21 protein-coding genes are annotated in these 23,649 nt (G+C 67.6%); 12 read left to right on the forward strand and 9 right to left on the reverse strand.

Annotated elements, in window-relative coordinates:
• Window positions 1–12 precede the first annotated feature (12 nt).
• The 9 genes from glcF (at window position 13) to HWX87_RS14950 (ending at window position 10,102) form a co-directional block, all read left to right on the forward strand.
• Entirely contained in the window at window positions 13–1,233 is a 1,221-nt protein-coding gene (gene glcF, locus HWX87_RS14910) for a glycolate oxidase subunit GlcF (RefSeq protein WP_176047814.1), read from the forward strand.
• 20 nt (window positions 1,234–1,253) lie between these two features.
• Entirely contained in the window at window positions 1,254–1,658 is a 405-nt protein-coding gene (locus tag HWX87_RS14915) for a heme-binding protein (protein ID WP_176047815.1), read from the forward strand.
• A 42-nt stretch (window positions 1,659–1,700) separates the two neighbouring features.
• Window positions 1,701–3,875, forward strand: a complete 2,175-nt coding sequence (locus HWX87_RS14920; RefSeq protein ID WP_176047816.1) for a malate synthase G — start codon at window positions 1,701–1,703, stop codon at window positions 3,873–3,875.
• 570 nt (window positions 3,876–4,445) lie between these two features.
• Window positions 4,446–6,011, forward strand: a complete 1,566-nt coding sequence (locus HWX87_RS14925) for a sensor domain-containing diguanylate cyclase (RefSeq protein WP_176047817.1) — start codon at window positions 4,446–4,448, stop codon at window positions 6,009–6,011.
• 132 nt (window positions 6,012–6,143) lie between these two features.
• Window positions 6,144–7,526, forward strand: a complete 1,383-nt coding sequence (locus HWX87_RS14930) for a cache domain-containing protein (protein WP_176047818.1) — start codon at window positions 6,144–6,146, stop codon at window positions 7,524–7,526.
• A 32-nt stretch (window positions 7,527–7,558) separates the two neighbouring features.
• Entirely contained in the window at window positions 7,559–8,203 is a 645-nt protein-coding gene (locus HWX87_RS14935) for a response regulator transcription factor (RefSeq protein ID WP_176047819.1), read from the forward strand.
• Window positions 8,204–8,365: 162 nt separating this feature from the next.
• Window positions 8,366–8,929 carry a PAAR domain-containing protein gene (locus tag HWX87_RS14940; protein WP_176047820.1) on the forward strand — a complete coding sequence of 188 codons (564 nt, stop codon included), beginning with the start codon at window positions 8,366–8,368 and terminating at the stop codon, window positions 8,927–8,929.
• Complete coding sequence (locus HWX87_RS14945; protein WP_176047821.1) at window positions 8,929–9,522, forward strand: type VI secretion system amidase effector protein Tae4; 594 nt, start codon at window positions 8,929–8,931, stop codon at window positions 9,520–9,522. Before HWX87_RS14940 ends, HWX87_RS14945 begins: the two co-directional genes overlap by 1 nt.
• Window positions 9,523–9,766: 244 nt before the next feature.
• A complete protein-coding gene (locus HWX87_RS14950) occupies window positions 9,767–10,102 on the forward strand; it encodes a hypothetical protein (RefSeq protein ID WP_176047822.1) in 336 nt (111 codons plus the stop codon).
• 414 nt (window positions 10,103–10,516) lie between these two features.
• On the opposite strand, the gene HWX87_RS14955 is transcribed toward HWX87_RS14950, so the two are convergent.
• Window positions 10,517–11,113 carry an ABC transporter substrate-binding protein gene (locus HWX87_RS14955; protein WP_166955807.1) on the reverse strand — a complete coding sequence of 199 codons (597 nt, stop codon included), beginning with the start codon at window positions 11,111–11,113 and terminating at the stop codon, window positions 10,517–10,519.
• Window positions 11,114–11,423: 310 nt separating this feature from the next.
• Here HWX87_RS14955 and HWX87_RS14960 point away from each other — a divergent pair, with 310 nt between their 5' ends.
• Window positions 11,424–14,057, forward strand: a complete 2,634-nt coding sequence (locus tag HWX87_RS14960; protein WP_176047823.1) for an MMPL family transporter — start codon at window positions 11,424–11,426, stop codon at window positions 14,055–14,057.
• On the forward strand, window positions 14,050–15,045 hold the full coding sequence (locus HWX87_RS14965) for a VacJ family lipoprotein (protein ID WP_176047824.1): 996 nt from the start codon (window positions 14,050–14,052) through the stop codon (window positions 15,043–15,045). The genes HWX87_RS14960 and HWX87_RS14965 overlap by 8 nt, the downstream gene beginning before the upstream one ends.
• Window positions 15,046–15,161: 116 nt before the next feature.
• On the opposite strand, the gene HWX87_RS14970 is transcribed toward HWX87_RS14965, so the two are convergent.
• The 5 genes from HWX87_RS14970 to HWX87_RS14990 form a co-directional block, all read right to left on the reverse strand.
• Window positions 15,162–15,869: a phosphorylase gene (locus HWX87_RS14970; RefSeq protein WP_176047825.1), complete on the reverse strand. Its 708-nt coding sequence runs from the start codon at window positions 15,867–15,869 to the stop codon at window positions 15,162–15,164.
• 2 nt (window positions 15,870–15,871) lie between these two features.
• Entirely contained in the window at window positions 15,872–17,845 is a 1,974-nt protein-coding gene (gene shc, locus HWX87_RS14975; RefSeq protein ID WP_176047826.1) for a squalene--hopene cyclase, read from the reverse strand.
• Between the two features lie 11 nt (window positions 17,846–17,856).
• On the reverse strand, window positions 17,857–19,110 hold the full coding sequence (gene hpnE / locus HWX87_RS14980; RefSeq protein ID WP_176047827.1) for a hydroxysqualene dehydroxylase HpnE: 1,254 nt from the start codon (window positions 19,108–19,110) through the stop codon (window positions 17,857–17,859).
• A 13-nt stretch (window positions 19,111–19,123) separates the two neighbouring features.
• Window positions 19,124–19,972 carry a presqualene diphosphate synthase HpnD gene (hpnD, locus tag HWX87_RS14985; protein WP_176047828.1) on the reverse strand — a complete coding sequence of 283 codons (849 nt, stop codon included), beginning with the start codon at window positions 19,970–19,972 and terminating at the stop codon, window positions 19,124–19,126.
• A gap of 269 nt (window positions 19,973–20,241) precedes the next feature.
• Window positions 20,242–20,574: a hypothetical protein gene (locus tag HWX87_RS14990; RefSeq protein WP_176047829.1), complete on the reverse strand. Its 333-nt coding sequence runs from the start codon at window positions 20,572–20,574 to the stop codon at window positions 20,242–20,244.
• 192 nt (window positions 20,575–20,766) lie between these two features.
• On the opposite strand from HWX87_RS14990, the gene HWX87_RS14995 reads away from it, so the two are divergent.
• The gene (locus HWX87_RS14995) at window positions 20,767–21,651 is read left to right on the forward strand and encodes an alpha/beta fold hydrolase (protein ID WP_176047830.1); all 885 of its coding nucleotides are present in this window, start codon (window positions 20,767–20,769) and stop codon (window positions 21,649–21,651) included.
• A 16-nt stretch (window positions 21,652–21,667) separates the two neighbouring features.
• Here HWX87_RS14995 and HWX87_RS15000 read toward each other — a convergent pair whose 3' ends face one another.
• The 3 genes from HWX87_RS15000 to HWX87_RS15010 are packed head-to-tail and all read right to left on the reverse strand — an operon-like array spanning window position 21,668 to window position 23,590.
• Window positions 21,668–22,606, reverse strand: coding sequence for a diguanylate cyclase (locus HWX87_RS15000; protein WP_176047831.1), 939 nt, complete (start codon window positions 22,604–22,606; stop codon window positions 21,668–21,670).
• Window positions 22,603–23,229: a chemotaxis protein CheC gene (locus HWX87_RS15005; protein WP_176047832.1), complete on the reverse strand. Its 627-nt coding sequence runs from the start codon at window positions 23,227–23,229 to the stop codon at window positions 22,603–22,605. Before HWX87_RS15005 ends, HWX87_RS15000 begins: the two co-directional genes overlap by 4 nt.
• A complete protein-coding gene (locus HWX87_RS15010; protein WP_034187557.1) occupies window positions 23,222–23,590 on the reverse strand; it encodes a response regulator in 369 nt (122 codons plus the stop codon). Before HWX87_RS15010 ends, HWX87_RS15005 begins: the two co-directional genes overlap by 8 nt.
• Window positions 23,591–23,649: the final 59 nt, after the last annotated feature.

Below are 23,649 nucleotides of genomic sequence, written 5' to 3' on the forward strand. Positions count from 1 at the left end.
CCCGACCCGCCGATGCAAACCAATCTCAGCGAAGCAAGCAAGGCCCTCGCCCGGGCCGACGAAGCGGAAGCGATCCTGCGCGCGTGCGTGCACTGTGGCTTCTGCAACGCGACCTGCCCGACCTACCAGGTGCTCGGCAACGAGCTCGACGGGCCGCGCGGCCGCATCTACCTGATCAAGCAACTGCTCGAAGGCGAGCCGTGCGGCGAGCGCACGCAGCAGCATCTCGACCGCTGCCTGACGTGCCGGAACTGCGAGACGACCTGCCCGTCCGGCGTGCGCTATCACACGCTGCTCGACATCGGCCGCGCGGAAGCCGAGAAGCGTGTGCAACGGCCCGCGCGCGAACGTCTGCTGCGCGCGGGGCTGCGTCACGTCGTGCCGCGCCCGGCGACGTTCGCCGCATTGCTGAAGGCCGGCCGCGCACTGCGCTCGCTGCTGCCCGGCACGCTGCAGGACAAGATCCCGGCCGCCGTTCCCGCAGCCGCACCGCGCCCGGCCGTGCGTCACGCGCGGCGCGTGCTGATGCTCGAAGGCTGCGTGCAGCCGTCGCTGTCACCGAACACCAACGCGGCCGCCGCGCGCGTGCTGGACCGGCTCGGCATCAGCGTCACGCCGGCACGCGAAGCCGGCTGCTGCGGCGCGACCGAATATCACCTCAACGCGCAGGATGCCGGCCTCGCCCGCGCGCGCCGCAATATCGACGCGTGGTGGCCGGCGATCGAGGCCGGTGCGGAAGCAATCGTGCTGACGGCAAGCGGCTGCGGCGCGTTCGTCAAGGAATACGGCGACCTGCTGCGCTCCGACCCCGTCTATGCGGAGAAGGCGCGGCGTGTCAGCGCGCTCGCGCGCGATCTCGCCGAAGTCATTGCGGCCGAGCCGCTCGACGCGCTGGCCGATGCGACGCCGCGCCGCGTCGCGGTCCACTGCCCGTGCACGCTGCAGCACGCGCAGCGCCTCGGCGGCGCGGTCGAGAGCCTCCTGACGCGGCTCGGCTTCGATCTGACGAATGTCGCCGACGGCCATCTGTGCTGCGGCTCGGCCGGCACGTATTCGCTGACGCAGCCCGAACTCGCGACGACACTGCGCGACAACAGGCTCGATGCGCTCGAAGCCGCGCAGCCGGACCTGATTGTCACGTCCAACGTCGGCTGCCAGACTCACCTGAACGGCGCGGGGCGCACGCCCGTGCGCCACTGGATCGAACTCGTCGACAACCGACTCGTCAACTGACCTGATTCCGGAGGACCTCCATGCAAACGAAACCCGAACTCGAACTCGACGACGCCGATCGCATGCTCGCCGCCGCCCGCGCCGAAGCCGAGCGTCACGGCTGGGCCGTGTCGATCGCCGTCGTCGACGATGGCGGCCACCTGCTCGCGTTCGCGCGGCTGAACGGCGCATCGCCGGCCAGCAGCCATATCGCGCAGGACAAGGCGCGCGCGGCGGCGCTCGGCCGTCGCGAGACGAAGGCGTATGAGGATATGATCAACGGTGGCCGCACCGCGTTTCTCAGCGTGCCGCTGACGGGGTTGCTCGAAGGCGGCGTGCCGATCACGGTCGGCGGCCGGATCGCGGGCGCGATCGGCGTGTCTGGCGTAAAGTCCGAGCAGGACGCGCAGATCGCCCGCGCCGGCACACAAAGCGTCGTGGCCTAGCCAGCCAAGCTGCGCGCGCATTTTTCCCCGGGAGGATTAACGATGATCGACCAAGCAGGACTGCAAGTCGCGCCAGCGCTGAGCCAGTTCATTGAAAACGAAGCGCTGCCGGGCACCGGCATCGACAAGGCCGCGTTCTGGAGCGGTTTCTCGGCCCTGGTGCACGACCTCGCGCCGCGCAACCGCGAACTGCTCGCGGAACGCGACCGCCTGCAGCAGGAACTCGACGCGTGGCACCGCGCACATCCGGGCCCCGTACGCGACCACGCCGCGTACCGCGCGTTCCTCGAACAAATCGGCTACCTCGTGCCGGTCCCGTCGAACGTCGCGGCAGCCACCGCGAACGTCGACAGCGAGATCGCCACGCAGGCCGGCCCGCAGCTCGTCGTGCCGCTGTCGAACGCGCGCTATGCGCTGAACGCCGCGAACGCCCGCTGGGGCAGCCTGTACGACGCGCTGTACGGCACCGATGCGCTGCCTGAAGACGGCGGCGCCGAACGCACCTCGACCTACAACCCGACGCGCGGCCAGCGCGTGATCGACTACGCGCGCAACGTGCTCGACAACGCGGCGCCGCTCGCGAGCGGCTCGCACCGCGACGCACTGCGCTACCGCGTGCAGGACGGCCAGCTCGCCGTCGAAACCGCGAAGGGGATCGTCGGCCTCGCGCAACCGGCGCAGTTCGTCGGCTACCAGGGTGCGGCCGACGCGCCGTCCGCGATCCTGCTGAAGCACAACGGCCTGCATCTCGAGATCCAGATCGACGCGTCGACGCCGATCGGCCGCGCCGATCTCGCGAACGTGAAGGACGTCGTGCTCGAAGCCGCGGTCAGCACGATCATCGACTGCGAGGATTCGGTCGCGGCGGTGGACGCCGACGACAAGGTCCAGCTCTACCGCAACTGGCTCGGCCTGATGCAAGGCACGCTGGTCGAGGAAGTCGCGAAGGGCGGCAAGTCCTTCACGCGCCGCCTGAACGCCGACCGCGAGTACACCACGCCCGACGGCGGCACGCTGTCGCTGCACGGCCGCTCGCTGCTGTTCGTGCGCAACGTCGGCCACCTGATGACCAACGGCGCGGTGCTCGACCGCGACGGCAACGAGATTCCGGAAGGCATCCTCGACGGCGTCGTCACGGTGCTGTGCTCGCTGCACGACCTGAAGGCGAAGCGCAATTCGCGCACGGGCTCGATCTACATCGTGAAGCCCAAGATGCACGGCCCGGTCGAAGTCGCGTTCGCCGATACGCTGTTCGCACGCATCGAGGATCTGTACACCCTGCCGCGCAACACGCTGAAGATGGGCATCATGGACGAGGAGCGCCGCACCAGCGTGAACCTCGCCGCGTGTATCGCCGCCGCCGCCGCGCGTGTCGCGTTCATCAACACCGGCTTCCTCGACCGCACCGGCGACGAGATGCACACCGCGATGGAGGCGGGCCCGATGATCCGCAAGGGCGACATGAAGTCGTCGGCGTGGATCCAGTCGTACGAGCGCAACAACGTGCTCGCGGGCCTGTCGGCCGGCCTGCGCGGCCGCGCACAGATCGGCAAGGGCATGTGGGCGATGCCGGACCTGATGCACGCGATGCTCGAGCAGAAGATCGCGCATCCGCGCGCCGGCGCGAACACCGCCTGGGTGCCGTCGCCGACCGCCGCGACGCTGCACGCGCTGCACTACCACCTCGTCGACGTGCAGGCCGTCCAGCAGGAACTCGAGAAAACGCCGTACGCGAGCGAACGCGATACGCTGCTCGAAGGCCTGCTGACCGTGCCGGTCGTCGAGCGCGCCGCGTGGAGCGAGGCCGAGATCCTGAGCGAAGTCGAGAACAACGCGCAGGGCATCCTCGGCTACGTCGTGCGCTGGGTCGAACAGGGCGTCGGCTGCTCGAAGGTGCCCGACATCCACGACGTCGGCCTGATGGAAGACCGTGCAACGCTGCGCATTTCGAGCCAGCACATCGCGAACTGGCTGCGCCACGGCGTGATCACCGAGGCCTTCGTGCTCGACGTGTTCAAGCGGATGGCGCGCGTCGTCGACCAGCAGAACGCCGGCGACCCGAACTATCGCCCGATGGCGCCCGGCTACGACCAGTCGACCGCGTTCAAGGCCGCGTGCGCGCTCGCGCTGCAGGGCACGTCGCAACCGAGCGGTTACACCGAGCCGCTGCTGCACCGGTTCCGCCTCGCGTTCAAGGCGCAACAGCACGGCGCCTGAAGCACGCGCATGCGGGCCTGACCCGCATGCCTGCCGGCGTCACGAAACGGGCGGCCCTCGCGGCCGCCCGTTTTCATATTCGCGTTCACACGACTGTTGAAATCGTCCGTTGAATCCGATAATCGGTACGTATCACGCGCATTCAAGTTTCGCGCGCGCCCGCCGTTAAACCGGCGGAATCGCCGGCCATGCGCGGCGCGGATGCGTCAGCCATACCGCAAAGCCTTACGCTGCAACGCTCTGCCCGATATTTGCAAGTCCGGGATTTCACGGTAATTTGATCCGGATCAACGGGTCGCAACATTTTCCGCGCACGCGGACACGCGCGTTATACTCCGTTGAATCCGCGCCGCCCGATTCGCCGGATCGTCGAATCACGGCAGATGTCGCCGGTGAATAGTTGATTTACCGGTTTATCTGGCCGCGATTGCCGATAATCGGTGCCCATTTTCTCCACCGAAAGGCGGGGAGGCGCCGGAGGGGCCGCGCACCGGATCGCCGCCGACACGTCATACGAACAATCGCATCGGCCCGCCGCCTGGCGACGATGCCCATCGATCCACACGGACCATGGCAGAAACCGACTACGCAATGCCCAGCGAATCCGGCCTGACGAGCCGGGTCGCCGCTCATTTGCGCAGGCTCCTGCTGCCGCACCTGATCTTCTATACCGGGCTGCTGATCGCGCTGCTCCTGCTGCTGCTGTGCGGGATCGTCCTGTACGAAGGCCGCATCGACGCACGCGACCGCTCGATCGCGATGCAGCAGAACCTGGCGCTGATGGCGTCGTGGGACATCGAGCGCAACATCGAGATCTATTCACTGTCGCTGCAGGCCGTCGTCGAAGGCGAGAACGACCCCGAGGTCGTCAAGCTGCCGATGGCGCTGCGCCGCCAGGTGCTGTTCGACCGCGCGACGACGGCCAAGTACCTCGGCGGCATCTACGTGCTCGATGCGAAAGGCGACATCGCGGTCGACGGCAAGAGCGACGTGCCGCGCAAGGCCAATTTCGGCAACGAACCGTACTTCGCCGTGCACCGAGACCGCTCCGACGTCGGCCTGTACGTCAGCCCGCCGTATCATTCGCGGCTGCGCGGCGGCTCGCCGAGCATCGCGCTCAGCCGGCGGATCACGAAACCCGACGGGTCGTTCGGCGGTGTCGCGGTGATGTCGATCCGGCTCGAATATTTCCAGAACTTGTTCTCGCGGCTGTCGCTCGGCGATCGCGGCTCGATCGCGCTGATCAATACCGACGGCCGGATGCTCGCGCGCGAGCCGTACGACCCGAAGATCGTCGGCCGCGACATCAGCCGTGCCAGCACGTTCCGGCGCTTCATGACGGCCAACGAAGGCAGCTTCGCCGACACCGCGTCGATCGACGGCGTGCGCCGCCTGTACGTGTTCCGGCACCTCGAACACCTGCCGCTCATCATCATGGTCGCGCGCTCGGAAGCGGACACCTACGCCGCGTGGTACGACCGCGCGATCCCGATCGGCTCCGCGATGGCTGCGCTCGCGATCGGCTTCGTCGGCCTGTCGCTGCTGCTCGACGTACAGTTGCGCAAGCGCCACCGTGCGGAAACCGAATTGCAGGCACTCGCGCGCACCGACGGCCTGACAGGCCTCGACAACCGCCGGATGCTCGACGTCACGCTCGCGCGCGAATGGCGCCGCGCCGCCCGTTCGCAGCACGCGCTGTCGCTGCTGTTCATCGACGTCGATTACTTCAAGCGCTACAACGACACGCAGGGCCATCAGGCCGGCGACGACGCGCTCGCCGCGGTCGGTCACTGCATCGCCGGCTGCCTGCGCCGCCCGGCCGACTATGCGGCGCGCTACGGCGGCGAAGAGTTCGTCGTCGTGTTGCCCGACATCGACACGGACGGCGCGGTGACGATCGCCGAAACGATCCGCACGGGCATCCTCGATCTCGGCATCCGGCATGACGCCGGCACGGTCGGCCGCCTGACCGTGAGCATCGGCGTGACGACGAGCTATCCCGAATGCGACGACGACATGCAGGGCGCGCTGAAGCTCGCCGACGACGCGCTGTATCGCGCGAAGGAAGCCGGGCGCAATCGCATCGTCGTGCAGACGGCCGCGGCCGCCAGCCATCTCGAATCGCGCCGGGCCTGAGCGCCCGGGTGCCCGGGCCGCTGCCGCCCGCGCGCAAAATCGCCGACAATGTCGGCTCGATACGCCACCGCGCCGCCGCGCGGCTGACGCGCCCGGCCGGCCCGCGCCGGCAAGCGGCCGCCTCGTACCACCATGAGACTCAAGGCAAAGATCTTCCTTCTGGCCATCGTGCCGTTCCTGCTCGCGATCGCCGGCATCGGCTTCGGCGTGCGCCAGCAGGCGACGTCGCTCGCGCGCACGCAGCACGCGACGATCCAGGCCGCGTATCTGTCGAGCAAGGAAGTCGAGCTGAAGCATTACGTCGAGCTCGCGACGAGCGCGATCATGCCGCTCTACGACGCGAGCGGCCGCAACGCACGCGACGACGCGCTGCTGCGCACGCAGGCGCTCGCGATGCTGCAGAAAATGGATTTCGGCCCGGACGGCTATTTCTTCGTGTATGACCTGCACGGCAATTCGCTGATGCATCCGCGCGAGCCCGAGCGCGTCGGCCACAACTACTGGACGATGCGCGACCCGCAGGGTGCGCTGACGATCCAGAAGCTGATCGGCGCGGCGTCGAGCGGCGGCGGCTACGTGCGCTACGCATGGCAGCGGCCGTCGACGGGCCGCGTCGCGCCGAAGCTCGGCTACGTCGTCGCGCTCGAACGCTGGGGCTGGATGGTCGGCACCGGCATCTATCTCGACGACGTCGACACCGCGCTGCAACGCATCGACGCGCGCGCTTCCGCGAACATCGAACGCACGATGAGCTGGCTCACCGCGATCGCCCTGACCGGCGCGGCGGCGATCGCCGTGTGCGCGCTGGTACTGAACGTCAGCGAGTCGCGCAGCGCCGACGCGAAGCTCAAGCTGCTCGCGCAGCGCGTCGTCGAATCGCAGGAGCAGGAACGTGCGCGGCTGTCGCGCGAACTGCACGACGGGATCAGCCAGATGATGGTGTCGGCGAAGCTGATGCTCGAATCCGCGCTCGCGCGCTTCGAGCGCGGCGCGGCGCGCGTGCCCGAAGCCGAGCAGGCGCTCGCGACGAGTGTCGGGCGGCTCGGCGACACGCTGCGTGAAGTGCGGCGCATCTCGCATGCGCTGCGTCCGTCGATGCTCGACGATCTCGGCCTCGCGGCCGCGCTCGAACAGCTCGTGCGCGAACTCGGCGCGGAAAGCGGCATCGACATCGGCTATACGCAGGTCGCGCACAGCGGCGCGCGGCCGCTGCCCGAGGCCGTCAACACCGCGCTGTTCCGGATCGCGCAGGAAGCGCTGAGCAACATCGTGCATCATGCGCAGGCGTCGCGCGCGGCCGTCACGCTCGACGTCGGCGCGCACGCCGTCTCGCTCACCATCGCCGACAACGGCTGCGGCTTCGACGCCGAACGCTCGCAGGCCGACGCGCGCCGCGGCATCGGCCTGCGCAACATGCGCGAGCGCCTCGACGCGCTCGGCGGCATGCTGACGATCACGTCGCAGGTCGGCCACACGATCGTCGCCGCGCGCGTGCCGCTGCGCAGCGTGGCGTGACGACACGCACCATGACAGGAGACCTTTCACGCATGAGCGCCCCCGACACCGCCCGGCCTGCCGCCCGACTGCTGCTCGTCGACGATCATCCGCTCGTGCGCGACGGCTTGCGGATGCGGCTCGAAGCAGCCGACCTGTCGGTGGTCGGCGAGGCCGGCAACGCCGACGAGGCGCTCGCGCTCGCCGCGTCGCTCGAACCCGATCTCGCGCTGATGGACGTCGGCATGAACGGGATGAACGGCATCACGCTCGCGGGCGTGTTCCACGATCGGTTTCCGGGCATCCGCGTGCTGATGCTGTCGATGCACGACAACACCGAATACGTGACGCAGGCCGTGCGCGCCGGCGCGAGCGGCTATCTGCTGAAGGATTCGCCCGCGAGCGAGATCGTCCGCGCGATCGGCGCGGTGCTGGCCGGGCAGACGTTCTTCAGCGAAGGGCTCGCCGCGCGGATGATCCACGCGAGCGCGACCGCGTCGCCGCTGGATCGGCTGACGCCACGCGAACGCGACATCCTCGATGCGCTGGCGCAAGGGCTGTCGAGCAAGCAGATCGCGCAGCAGACGGGGCTATCGGTGCGCACGGTCGAAACGCACCGGCTCAATTTGAAGCGCAAGCTGGAGATCGAAGGGCAGGCCGAGCTGATCAAGTTCGCGGTCGAGCATCGGCGGCGGTAGGGCAGCGCGACAACGACGCCGAACCTTCGCAATACGTCGTCCAAATTTCATACTCGTCCAATCGACCGCCCCCCGGGTCGATGGAATCCTTTCGTTTGTCGCGGCAAGCGGCACACGGCATCGTCGACATGGGTTGGCGATCGCAAACGGGGGGGAAAAATCATGATGCGCCGTATCGCGGTTGTCGGCGACGCGCTGGAAACCGGGGGAAGCATTCTCGCCTACGCGGGACCGGCATTCAAATTCGGCCGTTCCGGCCACCAGGTCGCGCTGATCGGCGGGCTCGCATACTGCGAGACATGTCAAAGCACCGGGCCAATTGCCAAGACAGGCGGGCCACGACGCCTCACGTTCATGGGTGAAACCGCGGCCGACGGAGACGTCGTCTTGTGCAGCTGCCCGACACCGCCACGCATCAAGGCAACGCTCGCCGGCGAATCATGGTGTGACGACATGGTGGAAACAGCCGGCGTAGTTGCCTCCGCGAAGAATCGGGAAGGGGGCGTTGTGTCGATCATCGCGGGCACTTACGACGAATCCGTTCACGCGGTTGGAAGTGGCGCGTCGGCGGGCTATCCGTACGTCATCGAAACGTCGGATGGCCGCATCCATTCGGGTCAACTGGACGACAGCGGGTATCTGCCTCGCATTCACACCGCAAACGAAGATGAATACCTTGTCTACTGGGGCGACGAAGCCCTCGCACGATTGAGCGGGGACGCGTAATGCCGAACGGAAGGACAGCTGTGACGACGACTGCCGTGCCGAAATCGCACAAGGAAGTCGAATTGAAGTCCGTGACGTTTTCCGAGCTCTGGAACAACTATGCTCACGGGAATCCGTACGATGATCCGAACGGGCAGTACCAAAACCAATGCGCGATCCGGATGAGCGTGACGATGCACAATGTCGGCATCGAGATGAAGTCGTTTTCGCAGAAGCGGGTTCGGCCGATGCCGGGAAAACCGACGCTGGGTCGCCTTCTGATCGGCGGTAAGGCAACCGCCACACGCGCATACGAGTTCGCCGAGTGGTTGAAGCTGCGGCCGGTCGCCGGCGTGTTGGCTCCGGAGAACATTACGGGGCCCGATTGGGCAAGCAAAGTGACCGGTCGAACCGGAATCGTCTTTTTCAACGGCTATTGGTTGCAGGATGGTGATTCGCCGGACAATCTGAGCGGCGGCCATATCGACCTCTGGAACGGAAGCAAGCTCACCGGTTTCGCGTCAGGCATTCGAGTTTCATGGAATATTGTCATACCGGGTTTCTGGTCGGATCTCCGAAACTCGAAAACCATCTTGTTCTTTCCTGTCAAATGAAAATCGTTGCCGCAATAGCGAGCGCACTTGTCGGCGGAGTCTTCGCGACGATGATCTGTTGGGGATCTCTCTATGCTTACGGAACATTCGTACTGCACGGAAGAGGCAGTCTTTTCGATACGAACCCCGAGATCGCGATTGCATTTTTCGCAGGATGGGGTGGGCTGACCACCATCTTCGCGATAGCCTCAGCGGTTATCGTGACTCGCAGGAAATCGCGTTAGTTTCCAGACACGTGGCTCAAATGAAACGTGCCGGACTCTCGTTCCTGTACTGGATCGCAGGTCTGGTTACTACTTGGCTTGCTTGCTGGACAGGAAGTCGAATCGATTGGCGCATTCATATCGGCTCACGACTGCAGTTCATCAAAAGTAACTGCCGCGAAGTCGACCTCTGCCCGCAGCCGTGGCCAATCACTGTTCTGCTGATCAGTTTTTCGTTCGGACCATCGCTTGTGTTCGCTTTCGCTGGCTGGAGAATCAGCCGCCACCGCGCCACCCCGCAAAAAGTGGTGTCTTCCCTGGTCACGTTGGCTATCCCGACGATGCTGATCCATATCGCCGCATATGTGATTCGGTAACGCGATTGCATGAGCGCCGGAAGACGTGCGACATCGCATCATGATCCTCACCCCGCGCCTCCAATTGACGATCGTTGCCGTTATAGCAAGCCCATTTGCAGGCAGCGTTTTGGCGACGCTGATCTGTTGGGGGCACTCCACGCTTACGGAACATTCGTACTGCATCGAACGGGCAGTCTCTTCGATACAAATCCTGAAATCGCGAATGCCTTCTTTGTCGGATGGGGGCTGACTTCCATCCTCTCGACAATCGCCGCGATTCTCGCGATGCGCCCGAACAGCATCGACGTGATCTCCGTCATCACGAACTACGGCATCCGTTGCCAGTCGGTCACATCACGCGTGCAACCCGCAACGAAAAAGGGCGCCCGAGGGCGCCCTTCATGCATCCGGACCGAGGCCTTGCAACGGCCGTCAGTTCGTCCGCGAATTGTGCTTCTGCAGGTACGCAATCAGGCCGTCGATCCCGCCCGACGCCAGTTGGCTCTTGAACTGGCCCTGGTAGACCTGGATCAGCCACGCACCCGACATGTCGATGTCGTAGATCTTCCAGTCGTTGCCGACCTTGCCGAGGCGATAGCCGACCGACTGGCTGTCGCCCGGCGTCGAGACCGTCGACTGCACGAGCGCGTCGGCGCCCGACGCGCCGCCGGCCTTGAACGAGAACTTCGCGTCCTGGCTGCCGAGCTGCGCGAGCGACGCGGCGTAAGTGCGCGTCATCAGCAGCTTGAACTGCTTGTACAGCTCCTGCTGCTGCTGCGGCGTGGCCTGCTTCCACGCATCGCCGACCGCGATGCGGGTCGTACGTTCGAAGTTGGTCGCGGGCAGGAAGCGCTGCTCGACGACCTGCGTGACCTTCGCCATATCACCGCCGCGTGCGGCCGGATCGGCCTTCATCGCGGTGACGGTGCCCTCGACCGCATTGCGGACGATGTCGACCGGCGCGCTCTGCGCGAAAGCGGAAACCGACACGGCGGCGGCCGCGACGAAAGCAAACAGATGACGTTTCATACGGATATCGCACTCGGTGAGAAAAAACGACCGGCTCTTTGCATCGGCCGGTGAGGCAAAGTATACCGGGCCTGACGCCCGGTTGCCGCACGGTGACCGACTGTTACCTTTCAGCTTCATTTGTCACAGGCAACGCAGCCCCGCGCCGACTATGTAAATATCCCCATACAAATGAACCGGTCACCGGTACCGATTCCGCCACCGCAAACAAATCTCCTTCCCGCCCCGAAACCCCCAACGTCACGACCGCCGCCACGCCGCGCCGGTATACTTGGCTACTTTGCCCTTGCCAGCCGCTCCCCACCGCCACATGGTGACATCTCTCATCGTCCGACTCGTTGCATGGTCGGTGCGCCGCCCCGTCTGGGTCGTCGTCCTGTCGCTCGTCATCGCCGCGCTCAGCGGCGTCTATGTCGCGCAGCATTTCAAGATCAACACCGACATCAGCAAGCTCGTCGATGCGGAGCCCCAATGGGCCGCGCTCGGCGAGGCCGTCGACAAGGCGTTCCCGCAACGCAACGGCACGATCCTCGCGGTCGTCGAGGCGCCCGCGCCCGAGTTCGCGAACGCCGCCGCGCATGCGCTGACCGAAGCGCTGCAGAAGGATGCCGAAGCCGGCCGCATCGGCCAGGTCGCCGAGCCCGGCGGCGGGCCGTTCTTCGAGCACAACGGTTTGCTGTTCCTGTCGCCGCAGGAAGTCTCCGATACGACGTCGCAGCTCGCGAGCGCGCGCCCGCTCGTCAACGAACTCGCGAAGAACCCGAGCCTCACCGGGCTCGCCACCACACTGGCCACCACGCTCGGCCAGCCGCTGCTGACCGGCCAGGTGAAACTGCCCACGATGGCGAAGCTGCTCGCGCGCAGCGCGGCGACGGTCGACGACGTGCTGGCCGGCAAGCCGGCCGCGTTCTCGTGGCGCGCGCTGGTCGACAGCGATGCCGCGCGGCAGCCCGCGCGCGCGTTCGTCACCGTGCAGCCGGTGGTCAATTACGGCGCACTGAAGGCCGGCGCGGAAACGAGCCAGGTGATCCGCGACGCGGCGCGTTCGCTCGACCTCGAGAAGCGTTACGGCGCGGCCGTGCGCCTGACCGGCGAACAGCCGCTCGCCGACGACGAATTCGCGTCGGTCGAGGACGGCGCCGCGCTCAACGGCGCGCTCACGCTGCTCGCCGTGCTCGTGATCCTGTGGCTGGCACTGCGCTCGAAGCGGATGATCGGATCGGTGCTCGTCACGCTGTTCGTCGGCCTCGTCGTGACCGCAGCGCTCGGCCTCGCGATGGTCGGCTCGCTGAACATGATTTCGGTCGCGTTCATGGTGCTGTTCGTCGGCCTCGGCGTCGACTTCTCGATCCAGTACGGCGTGAAGTACCGCGAGGAACGCTTCCGCGATCCGCGCATCGATCACGCGCTGATCGGCGCCGCGCACTCGATGGGCATGCCGCTCGCGCTGGCCACCGCGGCCGTCGCCGCGAGCTTCTTCTCGTTCATCCCCACCGCGTATCGCGGCGTGTCCGAGCTCGGGCTGATCGCGGGCGTCGGGATGTTCGTCGCACTGCTGACCACGCTCACGCTGCTGCCCGCGCTGCTGCGCCTGTTCGCGCCGCCGGGCGAATCGAAGACGCCGGGCTTCCCGTGGCTCGCGCCGGTCGACGACTACCTCGATCGCCATCGCAAGCCGATCCTGATCGGCACGCTCGTCGTCGTGATCGGCGCACTGCCACTGCTCGCGTTCCTGCGCTTCGACTTCAACCCGCTGCACCTGAAGGATCCGAACAGCGAATCGATGGCGACGCTGCTCGCGCTGAAGGATTCGCCGGAAGCGGCCGTCAACGACGTCACGCTGCTCGCACCGTCGCTCGCCGAAGCCGATGCGGCCGCGAAGCGCCTCGACGCGCTGCCCGAAGTCGGCCGCACGACCACGCTGTCGACCTTCATCCCCGCCGACCAGCCGGCCAAGCGCGCGGCGATCGCCGCCGCCGCGAGCGACCTGCTGCCCGCGCTGACGCAACCGGCCGCGCCGCCCGCGACCGACGCGCAGCGCGTCGCCGCGCTCAAGCGCGTGTCGGACCTGCTGAGCTACGCGGCCGAAGATCACCCGGGCCCGGGCGCAGCGGCCGCGCAGCACCTGTCCGCATCGCTCGCGAAGCTCGCGGCCGCCGACAGCGCGACGCGCGATCGCGCCGAGCGCGCGTTCGGCGAAACGCTGCGCCTCGCGCTCAACCAGCTCGCATCGCTGCTGCAGCCGCAGGACATCACGCGCGAATCGCTGCCGCCGCAACTCGTGCGCGACTGGGTCGCGCCGGACGGCCACGCGCTCGTGCAGATCTCGCCGAAGGTGCCGAAGGGCGTCGACCCGAACGACGACACGATGCTGCGCCGTTTCGCGAAAACGGTGAAGGCCGCGGAACCGGGCGCGACCGGCGGGCCGATCTCGATCCTGCATTCGGCCGACACGATCATCAACGCGTTCCTGCATGCCGCGCTGTGGTCGATCATCTCGATCACGATCCTGCTGTGGATCACGCTGCGCCGCTTCGGCGACGTGCTGCGCACGCTGGTGCCGCTGCTCGTGTCGGGCGTCGTGACGCTCGAGATGTGCGTCGTGCTCGGCATGCCGCTCAACTTCGCGAACATCATCGCGCTGCCGCTGATGCTCGGCGTCGGCGTCGCGTTCAAGGTGTATTTCGTGATGGCGTGGCGCGCGGGGCAGACGGGGTTGCTGCACTCGAGCCTCACGCATGCCGTGCTGTTCAGCGCCGCGACGACGGCGACCGCATTCGGCAGCCTGTGGCTGTCGCACCATCCGGGCACATCGAGCATGGGCAAGCTGCTCGCGCTGGCCCTGACCTGCACGCTGATCGGCGCCGTGGTGTTCCAGCCCGTCCTGATGGGCAAACCGCGCGTCAAACGCGCCAAGAACCAATCGCAAGGAATCAATGAATAAGGTGCGAATCATTGCGGCGACCGTCGCCGCCAGCGCGATGCTGTCCGGCTGCGCGACGGGACCGAACCGCAATCCCAACGACCCGCTCGAGCCGATGAACCGGGCGATGTACACGTTCAACGACACGGTCGACACGAACATCGCCCAGCCGATCGCGAAGGGGTACCAGAAGATCACGCCGACACCCGTGCGGACCGCGATCAGCAACTTCTTCTCGAACCTCGGCGATCTCGGCAACATGGCGAACAACCTGCTGCAGTTGCGCATCACCGATGCGACGCAGGATCTGATGCGCGTGGCGATGAACTCGCTGTTCGGCGTCGCCGGCCTGATCGACATCGCGACGCCGGCCGGGCTGCCGAAGCACCACCAGGATTTCGGGCTGACGATGGCGCGCTGGGGCGTGCCGTCCGGCCCGTACCTCGTGCTGCCCGTGTTCGGGCCGAGTACGATCCGCGACGGCGTCGGCCGCGCGGTGGACGTGCGCTTCAACCTGCTGAACTACATCGAGCCGGCCGCGCGCAACCCGATGTACATCGCGCAGTTCATCAGCGCGCGCTCGGACCTGCTCGGCGCGACCGACCTGCTGAAGCAGGCCGCGCTCGATCCGTATTCGTTCGTGCGCGACGCTTACCTGCAGCAGCGCAAGTCGCTGACGTACCGCAGCCAGTCGTCGTCGGCCGCGCTGCCGACCTACAACGAACCGGGTGAGTCGGGCGCCGCGCCGGCCGCGACGCCGGCCGTGCCGGGGCTGCCGAACTACGAGGATCCGGGCGACTCGGGCGGCGCATCGGGCACGACGCCGAACAACGCGCCGGCCGCGCCGGGGTTGCCGCAGTACGACGATCCGGGCGCGGACAATGCGATGCCCGCAAGTGCGCCTGCTGCCGCACCGGCCGCGGCGTCGGCCGCCGTGCCGGCGTCGTCCGGTTCGGCGGCCGTGCCGGCCACGCCGGCCGCACCTGCAAGCAGTCCGGCCGCGCAGTAACGCCGCGACGGCAGCCGCGCAAAGACAAAGAGCGCTGCATCACATGCAGCGCTCTTTTTTTGTCCGTACGAAACGGGGAAACCGGGAAGAGGGGAGAAAGTCGCGGCGCAGGCCGCTCAGACGATCCGCATCGCGCCCGTACGCTCGAACGCGTGGCGCGCCTGGATCAGGGTGGTGCGTGCCGCGCGCGCGTCGCTTGCGACCTGCAGCAGCGGGCCGAGCTGCGACGGCTGCTTCAGCAATTCACGCAGGATCGGCAGGATCGCCGTGCTGCCGTCGTCGCGCAGGCCGGCGGTCGCCGCACGCGGCAGCGTGCGCCACGCCGGATCGACGATCGCGCGGCACACCGCGAACGGCACGCCGCGCGCCGCCGCGAAGGCCGCCGCGATGTGCGACTCCATGTCGACGGCCAGCGCGCCCTTCGCATGATGCAGCGAGGTCTTCTCCTGCTCGCTGACGACCGGCGCACCGACGGCCGCGATCGTGCCACGCGTGACGCGCGCCCACACCGGCGTGTCGTGCAGCGAGGCGACGAGCCGCGTGCTCCAGCCCGCATCGGTCTCCACGCGGCCGAACGGCCCGTCGATCGCGCTCGCGATCACGAGCGCGCCAGGCACCAGATCGGGCGAGAGCCCGCCCGCCGTGCCGAAGCTGACGATGCCCGCGCAGCCGCGCGCGGTCGCGTCCGCCAGCGCGCGTTCGAGCCGGTCGGCGCGCGCAGCGAAGACAGCCTCGACGCCGTTACCGCGCGCGATGCGCGCCTCGAACGCCATCCCCGTCACCGCGATGACGGGCAATGCGCCGTTGTGTCGTGATACGCCCACCGTTACATCCCGACCGTGACGCGCGTCGCGTTGTCGCGCTTCAGGTTGCGGTAGCGCGCGAGCGCCCACAGCGGGAAGAACTTGCGATAGCCGTGGTAGCGCAGGTAGAACACGCGCGGGAAGCCCGTCGCCGTGAAGCGCGTCTCGTCCCACAGGCCTTCTTCGTTCTGCCGGGCGATCAGGTAGTCGACGCCGCGTGCCACGGCCGGGTTGTTCACTTCACCGGCCGCCATCAGGCCGAGCAGCGCCCAGGCCGTCTGCGACGCCGTGCTCGGCGCCTGCTCGAAGCCGCGGTAGTTCAGCTTGTAGCTGTCGCCGTCCTCGCCCCAGCCGCCGTCCTTGTTCTGGATCGACAGCAGCCACTGCGCGCCGCGCTTCATGCGCGGATCGTCCGGCGTCAGGCCGGCCGCGTTCAGCGAGCACAGCGCGGTCCACGTGCCGTACACGTAGTTCATCCCCCAGCGGCCATACCAGCTGCCGTCCGGCTCCTGTTCCTTCAGCATGTAGTCGAGCGCGCGGCGGGCCGGCTCGCTGTTCAGCGGCGTCTCGCCGAGCTGCGACAGCATCGACAGGCAGCGGCCCGACACGTCGGACGTCGGCGGATCGAGCAGCGCGCCGTGATCGGAGAACGGGATGTTGTTCAGGTAGTACTGCGTGTTTTCCGGTTCGAACGCCCCCCAGCCGCCGTCGCTGCTCTGCATGCCGACGACCCATTCGCGCGCACGCGCCATCGAATCGCGATACGTGTCCGACTGCTTGAGCTTCTGCGCGCGATCCATCGCCATCACGACCACGGCCGTATCGTCGACGTCCGGGTAGTGCGCGTTCGCGTACTGGAACGCCCAGCCGCCGGGCCGCACGTGCGGACGGCGCGAGATCCAGTCGCCGCGCACGTCGAGGATCTGCAGCGGTCGCAGCCATTCGAGGCCGCGCAGCACGGCTTCTTCCGCGCGCGCATCGCCGGTCTCGAGCAGCGCATGCGCGGCGAGCGACGTGTCCCACACCGGCGACAGGCACGGCTGGCAGTACGCTTCGTCCTCGTGCACGACGAGCAGCTTCTCGAGCGCCTTGCGTGCGATCGCACGGTTCGGATGATCTTCCGCGTAGCCGAGCACGTCGTACATCATCACCGCGTTGGCCATCGCCGGATAGATCGCGCCGAGGCCGTCCTCGCCGTTCAGGCGCTCGTCGACGAACGACACGGCCTGACGGATCGCACGTTCGCGCGAGTAGCTCGGGAACAGGCCGTCGACCGCGCGCAGCGCATGGTCGACCACACGGAAGAACGCGAACCAGCCGGCGCTCTGGTGGCCCTGGCGCGGCAGCAGCCCGGCGTTGACGGGCGGATCGATGAACAGCTCGTCGATGCGCACGCCGCGCGGGTTCTTCGCGATCGGGCGCTTCGCGTTCAGCACGAGCAGCGGCACGATCACGGTACGCGCCCAGTACGACACCTTGGACAGGTGGAACGGGAACCACTGCGGCAGCAGCATGATCTCGACCGGCATCATCGGCACCGCGCGCCACGGAATCGCACCGTACAGCGCGAGCTGGATGCGCGTGAACACGTTCGACATCTCGGCGCCGCCCATCGCGTGGATCGCCTTGCGTGCGCGCTGCATGTGCTCGGCGTTCTCGTCGTCGCCGATCACCTTCAGCGCGAAATACGCCTTCACGCTCGCGCTGATGTTCGGCGCGCCGTCGGTGAACAGCGGCCAGCCGCCGTCGGCCTGCTGGATGCGGCGCAGATACTTGCCGATCTTCTGTTCGAGCTCGAGGTTCGGCGTCTCGCCGAGATAGTGGACGAGCAGCACGTATTCGGCGGGAATCGTCGAATCGGCTTCGAGTTCGTAGACCCAGTGTCCGTCCGCTTGCTGCGCGGCCAGCAGCGCATCGGTCGCACGTGCGACGGCCGCGTCGACGCCGGCCGGCGCGGTGCCGGCGGACAAGGTAGCCATTTCGGTGAGATCGTTCATCGGTCCCTCTCTTATTGTGTCTGGAGCACGTCCGCGGCCAGCTGGCCGGAACGGATCGCGCCCTCGATCGTGGCGGGCAAGCCGGTGGCAATCCAGTCGCCCGCCAGCACAAGATTGGTCCAGCGCGTACGCACGGCCGGACGCTTCATTTCCTGCGACGGCACCGCCGCAAAGCCCGCGCGCGGCTCGACGACGAGCTGCCACGCGGGGATGGTTTCCGGGTTCGCGCCGGTCACGCGCGCGACGTCTTCCCAGATGCGCCGCGCGAGTGTGTCGCGCGGCGTGTCGAGCCAGCGGCCCGCATCGCGGATCGTCGCCGCGAGCTGGCCGCTGCCGGTGCGCACCGCGTCGACGATGCCGTTGACGACGGTCGTCTGCTGCGGATGGCCGGCTGGCGATTCGACCGCGAAATACGCGGTCACAACTGCGCTGAACGTGTCGGGCGCGGTGAGTTCGGGCACGAGCGGCCGCGCGACCTCGGGCGGCACGGCCAGCACGACCGCGTCGCCCGGCGCGAGATCGATGCGCTCGCCGCCGACCGAAACCGCATCGACCGCGTTGCCGTGCGCGCCGAATTCGAATGCGTCGAGCCGCGAATTCAGCCGGATCTGCGCGCCGCCGTGCTGCAGCATCCGCAGCGCCGGTTCGACGAATGCGCTGCCGAGCCCGTGGCGCGCGACGAGCGGACGGCTGCCCGGGCCGCCCGCGGCAAACGTGCCGCACAGCGCGGCGCGCGCGAGTTCGGCGCTTGCATGGCGCGGCTCGACGTTCAGCACACCGAGGAAATACGGCCGCAGCCAACGATCCCACAGCACGCCATCGCATCGCATCGTCTGTGCGAGTGAGCGGCCCGTGCGCGCGACCGCGAGCGGCGCGAGCGCGAGGTAGTCGAGCGGCGTCGTGCCCGGCGCGCGCGACGCGGCATCGAACAGCCACGACGGCCAGCGCCCGTTGCCGAAGCGCAGTGTCCAGCGCTGCTGCGACGCGATATCCACGACCGGGCATTCAGGCAACGCGGGCCCCGTGAGCTGATCGGCCGCGCCGATCGCGCGCAGGTAGCGCTGCGTCGCAGCTTGCCCCGCGAAAACCGTGTGCAGCCCGCTGTCGAGCGTCGTGTTCAGCGTCCCGTCGAACCACGAGCGGCAGCGGCCGCCCGCATGCGCGTGCGCGTCGTGCAGCACGATGCGTCGCCCGCGGCGTTGCAGCTCGACCGCGGCCGACAGGCCCGCGAGTCCGGCGCCGATCACGTGGACGGTTCTGGGCATCGACTCGGTCGACTCAGAACAGCGCGTAGCGCGCGGCAATCATCAGCATGCGCGCTTTCGGCTTGCGCAGCGGCGCGCGCGGCGCGGCAAAGCCGCGTGCGATCGCGGCTTCGAGAATGCAGCGATACGCGCCCGACATGATGCGCGGCGCCTTCACCTGCGCACGCGGGCAGGTATCCATCACGGCGTCGGCCTGGCGGAAGTGCTCGAGCGCGCGCTCGACGAGCGTCGCGCACACGCGCGGCAGCGCCGGATCGCGCACGATCGTCGCCGGATCGGTGATCGCGATGCCTTCGCGCGCGAGCAGTTCGCGCGGCAGGTAGCAGCGGTTGATCGCCGCGTCGTCGTCGATGTCGCGCAGGATGTTCGTCAGTTGCAGTGCGCGGCCGAGGTGGTGCGACAGCTTGATCCCCTCGGCTTCCGGCATCCCGAAAATCCTCACCGACAGCCGGCCGGCCGCGCTCGCCACGCGATCGCAGAAGAGGTCGAGCGTCGGCTCGTCGGGCGCGCAGATGTCTTCGACCGCGTCCATCGCCATCCCGTCGATCATCGCGTGGAAATCGGCGCGCTGCAGGTTGAACGCACGGATCTCGCGGTCGAGCGCAACCAGGTGGCGCGGCGGGCGGCCCGCGAAGCACGCGTCGATATCCGCGCGCCAGCGATCGAGGCCCGCATTGCGCTCCGCGCGCGGCAGGTCGCTGTCGGCGATGTCGTCGACCGCGCGGCAAAACGCGTAGACCTGGAACATCGCGTCGCGCTGCACGGCCGGCAGGATGCGCATCGCCAGATAAAAAGAACTGCCCGATGTGACGGCAGCGGCGTCGGTTTCTTGTTCGTCCACGACGGAATTGGAAACGGCCAAGACGAGCTCCACGGAGACACCCACGCGGGGCGATTGAAGAAGCCATGCCCGGCTGGGATGGTCAGGGTGTCAAATGCGTGCGAGATATGCGAACGATCGACGCAGACAGGCACAAATTACCGGCCGGAAGCCGGAATTGGGCGAAAGTATAGCAATCTTTGAAGTTCGATGGCGGACACGCGCCACGCCCGGCAGGGCACCGGAGGCCGCCGGCAGCCCGGTGCGGCCGGCCTCGGCGGGAACCGGCGCCGCGCGGCGCCGGCGGCGCGTCAGCCGTAAACGATGTCGCGCTGCAGATCGAGCGCAATGAGCCCCATTTCACGCGTGAGTTGCAGCATCGTGCGGCGTTCGAGGCGCGAGCCCATGAAGCTCGTCACGCGGCCGTCGGGCTCCGCGGTGAACTGGAACACCGCGCCGCCGGTGCCGAACCACGCGCCCGGCACGTCGGGCGATTCCTTCCAGTCGATCTGTTCGAACACGCGTGCGATGCCCGCACGCACCAGGTCGCCCGGGCCGATCGGCGGCGCGATGTCGCCCAGGTCGTCGAGCGAATAGGGGCCGGGTTTGTCCGGCTTCCGGTAGAAGAGATAGTCGACGTTCATGGGGCGCAATCGCGAGCAAAGCAACAAGTTAGCGTGCTTCGGCACAAATTCAAATCAGATCCGGACGAAATGTGGCCTGCGCGAGACAAGAGGGACGGACCGCGACCGGCCACGCAACCGCACCGTGCGTCCGCATCTGGATGCCGGCCGGTTCGTCTAAGATGACACCTTTCTCGAAAAAATACGGACACCATGGAGACGAACGACACCGCCACCCCGCAGTCCGGCCATCCCGTTTTCGTGCTCGTGCACGGCGCCTGGCATGGCGCCTGGTGCTACGCGCACGTCGCGGCGGCGCTGGCCGCGCGCGGCCACCTGTCGATCGCGCGCGACCTGCCCGCGCACGGCATCAACGCCCGCTTTCCCGCGTCGTATCTCGAACGGCCGCTCGACAAGGATGCGTTCGGCGCCGAACCGTCGCCGGTCGCGAACACGACGCTCGACGACTACGCGACTCAAGTGATGCAGGCCGTCGACGACGCCTATGCGCTCGGCCGCGGCAGGGTCGTGCTCGTCGGGCACAGCATGGGCGGCCTCGCGATCACGGCGGCCGCCGAGCGCGCACCGGAGAAGATCGCGAAGATCGTCTATCTCGCGGCCTTCATGCCGGGCTCGGGCGTGCCGGGCCTCGACTACGTGCGCGCGCCGGAGAACAAGGGCGAGATGCTCGGCCCGCTGATGCTCGCGAGTCCGCGCGTCGCCGGTGCGCTGCGCATCGATCCGCGCAGCGGCGACGCCGCGTATCGCGACACGATGAAGCGCGCGCTGTATGAGGACGTGCCGCAGGCCGACTTCGACGCCGTCGCGAACCTGATGACCTGCGACGTGCCGGCCGCTCCGTTCGCGACCGCGATCCCGACCACCGCCGCGCGCTGGGGCGCAATCGACCGTCACTACATCAAGTGTCTCGAGGATCGCGTGATCCTGCCCGCGCTGCAGCAGCGCTTCATCGACGAAGCCGACGCGCTCGCGCCCGGCAACCCGACCCACGTGCACCAGCTCGACAGCAGCCATTCGCCGTTCATGTCGCAGCCGGCCGTGCTGGCCGGCGTGCTCGCCGACATCGCGAAAAGCTGAGCGGGGCGGGCGCGGTCTACGCGTAGGCCACCGAACGATCGCGCCCGAGCCGCTTCGCGCGATAGAGCGCGGCGTCGGCCTCGTTGACCAGCACGTCGCTGGTCGGCGCGCCCGTCTTCGCGCATGCCCCGCCGACGCTCGCCGTCACCGGCACGCTGACGCCCTCGGCATCGACCGGCAGGCTGCCGATCGCGTCGCGCACCTTGTCGGCCACCAGCATCGCCTCGTCGAGATTCGTGCACGGCAGCAGCAGTGCGAATTCCTCGCCGCCGAAGCGGCCGAACGTATCCTGCGCGCGCACGATCGACGCGACGCGGCGCGCCGTCTCGCGCAGCACGGCGTCGCCGGCCGCATGGCCGAAGCGGTCGTTGATCGTCTTGAAGTGGTCGAGGTCGAACAGCAGCACCGACATGTCACCGCCGTAACGCTGCCAGCGCGCGAATTCGTCGCCGAGCCGCGCCTCGAAGAAGCGCCGGTTCGCGATGCCGGTCAGCCCGTCGCGATTCGCGTGTTCGCGCAGCTTCGCGACGGCTTCCTCGCGCTCGCGCTGCATCACGCTCACGTGCGTGACGTCCGAGATCGTCACGCACACGGCCTCGACGTCGCGGCCGCGCGTGAGCGGCATGAACGTGCAGTCCTGCTGCATGTAGTCGACGCCGCCGGTAATCGGCCGGTCGTGCTCGAAGCGGAACAGGTAGGGCCGCTGCTCCCACGAACTGAATGCGAAGCTGCCGAGCTGGAACACGCTCTCGAGCTTGCGCGACAGCCACGTGTGCGGCAGATCCGGAAAGCGGTCGAACAGGTTGCGGCCGATCACGTCGGCCGCCGGAATGCCGCTGTGATCCTGCATGAAGCGGTTCCACATCAGCACGGTCATCGAGCGGTCGAGCACGAACAGCCCGAAGCCGACCCGCTCGATCACGAGGTCGCTCAGCGACGGGGCGGCGGCCGTCATAGCGCGGACAGCAACGCGTCGAGCGCGTCGCCCATCAACCGGATCGAATCCTCGGCCATCAGCATGACGAAGTGAGCGCGGAACGTGTGGTCCTCGAGCCCGAAATTCACCTCGAGCAGCAGCGCGACGCTCCACGCGAGCACGTTCGGCTCGAACACGTCGTCGAACGACACGTTCGCGCCGAGCAACCCCGGCGGGAAGAACACGGGCTTGCGGCCGAGCTCGTCGAGGATCGATGCGACGCACGCGCCCATCAGCACGTTCGCGACGTCGAACACGAGTTCGTCGGGCGTCGCCATCCCGCCGTAGACGCCGTCGCCGAACGTGCGGTCGACGACCGACATGAGCCGCGCGACACCCGACGTGCGGCACAGCACGATCGCTTCGCCCTTGATGTCGGAACGGAAGCCCTGGCGCACGGCGGTCACGTTGTCGTGAATGCCCGTCATCTCGCGCAGCGCGTTGCCCGCGTCGGCCGCTTGCACGACGCGCACGCGCGGCACCGACAACTCGATGAAGCGCCCGAGCAACAACGCAAGCCGCGCGGCGGCGCGGCCCATTGCAAGGTTGGCGATCTCCTGCAACGCGTCGCGTTGCTCCGCCGTGAACACCGATTCAGGCATACAACCCATACTCCTTGAGAATGGGCAGCAATGCCTCCGACGTCACGGGCTTGGCAACGAATGCGATCGCGCCCAATTCACGCACGCGTGCTTGCGCCTGCGGCTGGATATCGGCGGATACCACGATCACGAACGTGTTCAGATCTTCGTGGCGCAGTGTTTCCAGGACCTGATATCCGCTCATGTCGGGCATCGTCAGGTCCAGAAACATCACGGAAGCTTTGCCGTCACGATAGAGCGCCAAGGCCTCGCGACCATTCGCTGCATACGCGACTTCAACGTCCCAGTCTCCCGGCAGCGCCTTTGTCAGAAGTTTGCGAGCGAGCAGCGAATCGTCGGCAATTACAATCGGCAAAGGCATGGGGCGATGCGGTATACGGAATGGTCTCTCTCGCGTTAACGACCGCGCGGCGCACTTCT

The sequence above is a fragment of the Burkholderia sp. BCC1644 genome (genome assembly GCF_902833225.1).
Lineage (GTDB): Bacteria > Pseudomonadota > Gammaproteobacteria > Burkholderiales > Burkholderiaceae > Burkholderia.

Coding starts and splice junctions, on each gene's coding strand:
- glcF (WP_176047814.1), top strand. CDS start 13: ATGCAAACCAATCTCAGCGAAGCAAGCAAGGCCCTCGCCCGGGCCGAC.
- HWX87_RS14915 (WP_176047815.1), top strand. CDS start 1,254: ATGCAAACGAAACCCGAACTCGAACTCGACGACGCCGATCGCATGCTC.
- HWX87_RS14920 (WP_176047816.1), top strand. CDS start 1,701: ATGATCGACCAAGCAGGACTGCAAGTCGCGCCAGCGCTGAGCCAGTTC.
- HWX87_RS14925 (WP_176047817.1), top strand. CDS start 4,446: ATGGCAGAAACCGACTACGCAATGCCCAGCGAATCCGGCCTGACGAGC.
- HWX87_RS14930 (WP_176047818.1), top strand. CDS start 6,144: ATGAGACTCAAGGCAAAGATCTTCCTTCTGGCCATCGTGCCGTTCCTG.
- HWX87_RS14935 (WP_176047819.1), top strand. CDS start 7,559: ATGAGCGCCCCCGACACCGCCCGGCCTGCCGCCCGACTGCTGCTCGTC.
- HWX87_RS14940 (WP_176047820.1), top strand. CDS start 8,366: ATGATGCGCCGTATCGCGGTTGTCGGCGACGCGCTGGAAACCGGGGGA.
- HWX87_RS14945 (WP_176047821.1), top strand. CDS start 8,929: ATGCCGAACGGAAGGACAGCTGTGACGACGACTGCCGTGCCGAAATCG.
- HWX87_RS14950 (WP_176047822.1), top strand. CDS start 9,767: ATGAAACGTGCCGGACTCTCGTTCCTGTACTGGATCGCAGGTCTGGTT.
- HWX87_RS14955 (WP_166955807.1), bottom strand. CDS start 11,113: ATGAAACGTCATCTGTTTGCTTTCGTCGCGGCCGCCGCCGTGTCGGTT.
- HWX87_RS14960 (WP_176047823.1), top strand. CDS start 11,424: ATGGTGACATCTCTCATCGTCCGACTCGTTGCATGGTCGGTGCGCCGC.
- HWX87_RS14965 (WP_176047824.1), top strand. CDS start 14,050: ATGAATAAGGTGCGAATCATTGCGGCGACCGTCGCCGCCAGCGCGATG.
- shc (WP_176047826.1), bottom strand. CDS start 17,845: ATGAACGATCTCACCGAAATGGCTACCTTGTCCGCCGGCACCGCGCCG.
- hpnE (WP_176047827.1), bottom strand. CDS start 19,110: ATGCCCAGAACCGTCCACGTGATCGGCGCCGGACTCGCGGGCCTGTCG.
- HWX87_RS14990 (WP_176047829.1), bottom strand. CDS start 20,574: ATGAACGTCGACTATCTCTTCTACCGGAAGCCGGACAAACCCGGCCCC.
- HWX87_RS14995 (WP_176047830.1), top strand. CDS start 20,767: ATGGAGACGAACGACACCGCCACCCCGCAGTCCGGCCATCCCGTTTTC.
- HWX87_RS15000 (WP_176047831.1), bottom strand. CDS start 22,606: ATGACGGCCGCCGCCCCGTCGCTGAGCGACCTCGTGATCGAGCGGGTC.
- HWX87_RS15005 (WP_176047832.1), bottom strand. CDS start 23,229: ATGCCTGAATCGGTGTTCACGGCGGAGCAACGCGACGCGTTGCAGGAG.
- HWX87_RS15010 (WP_034187557.1), bottom strand. CDS start 23,590: ATGCCTTTGCCGATTGTAATTGCCGACGATTCGCTGCTCGCTCGCAAA.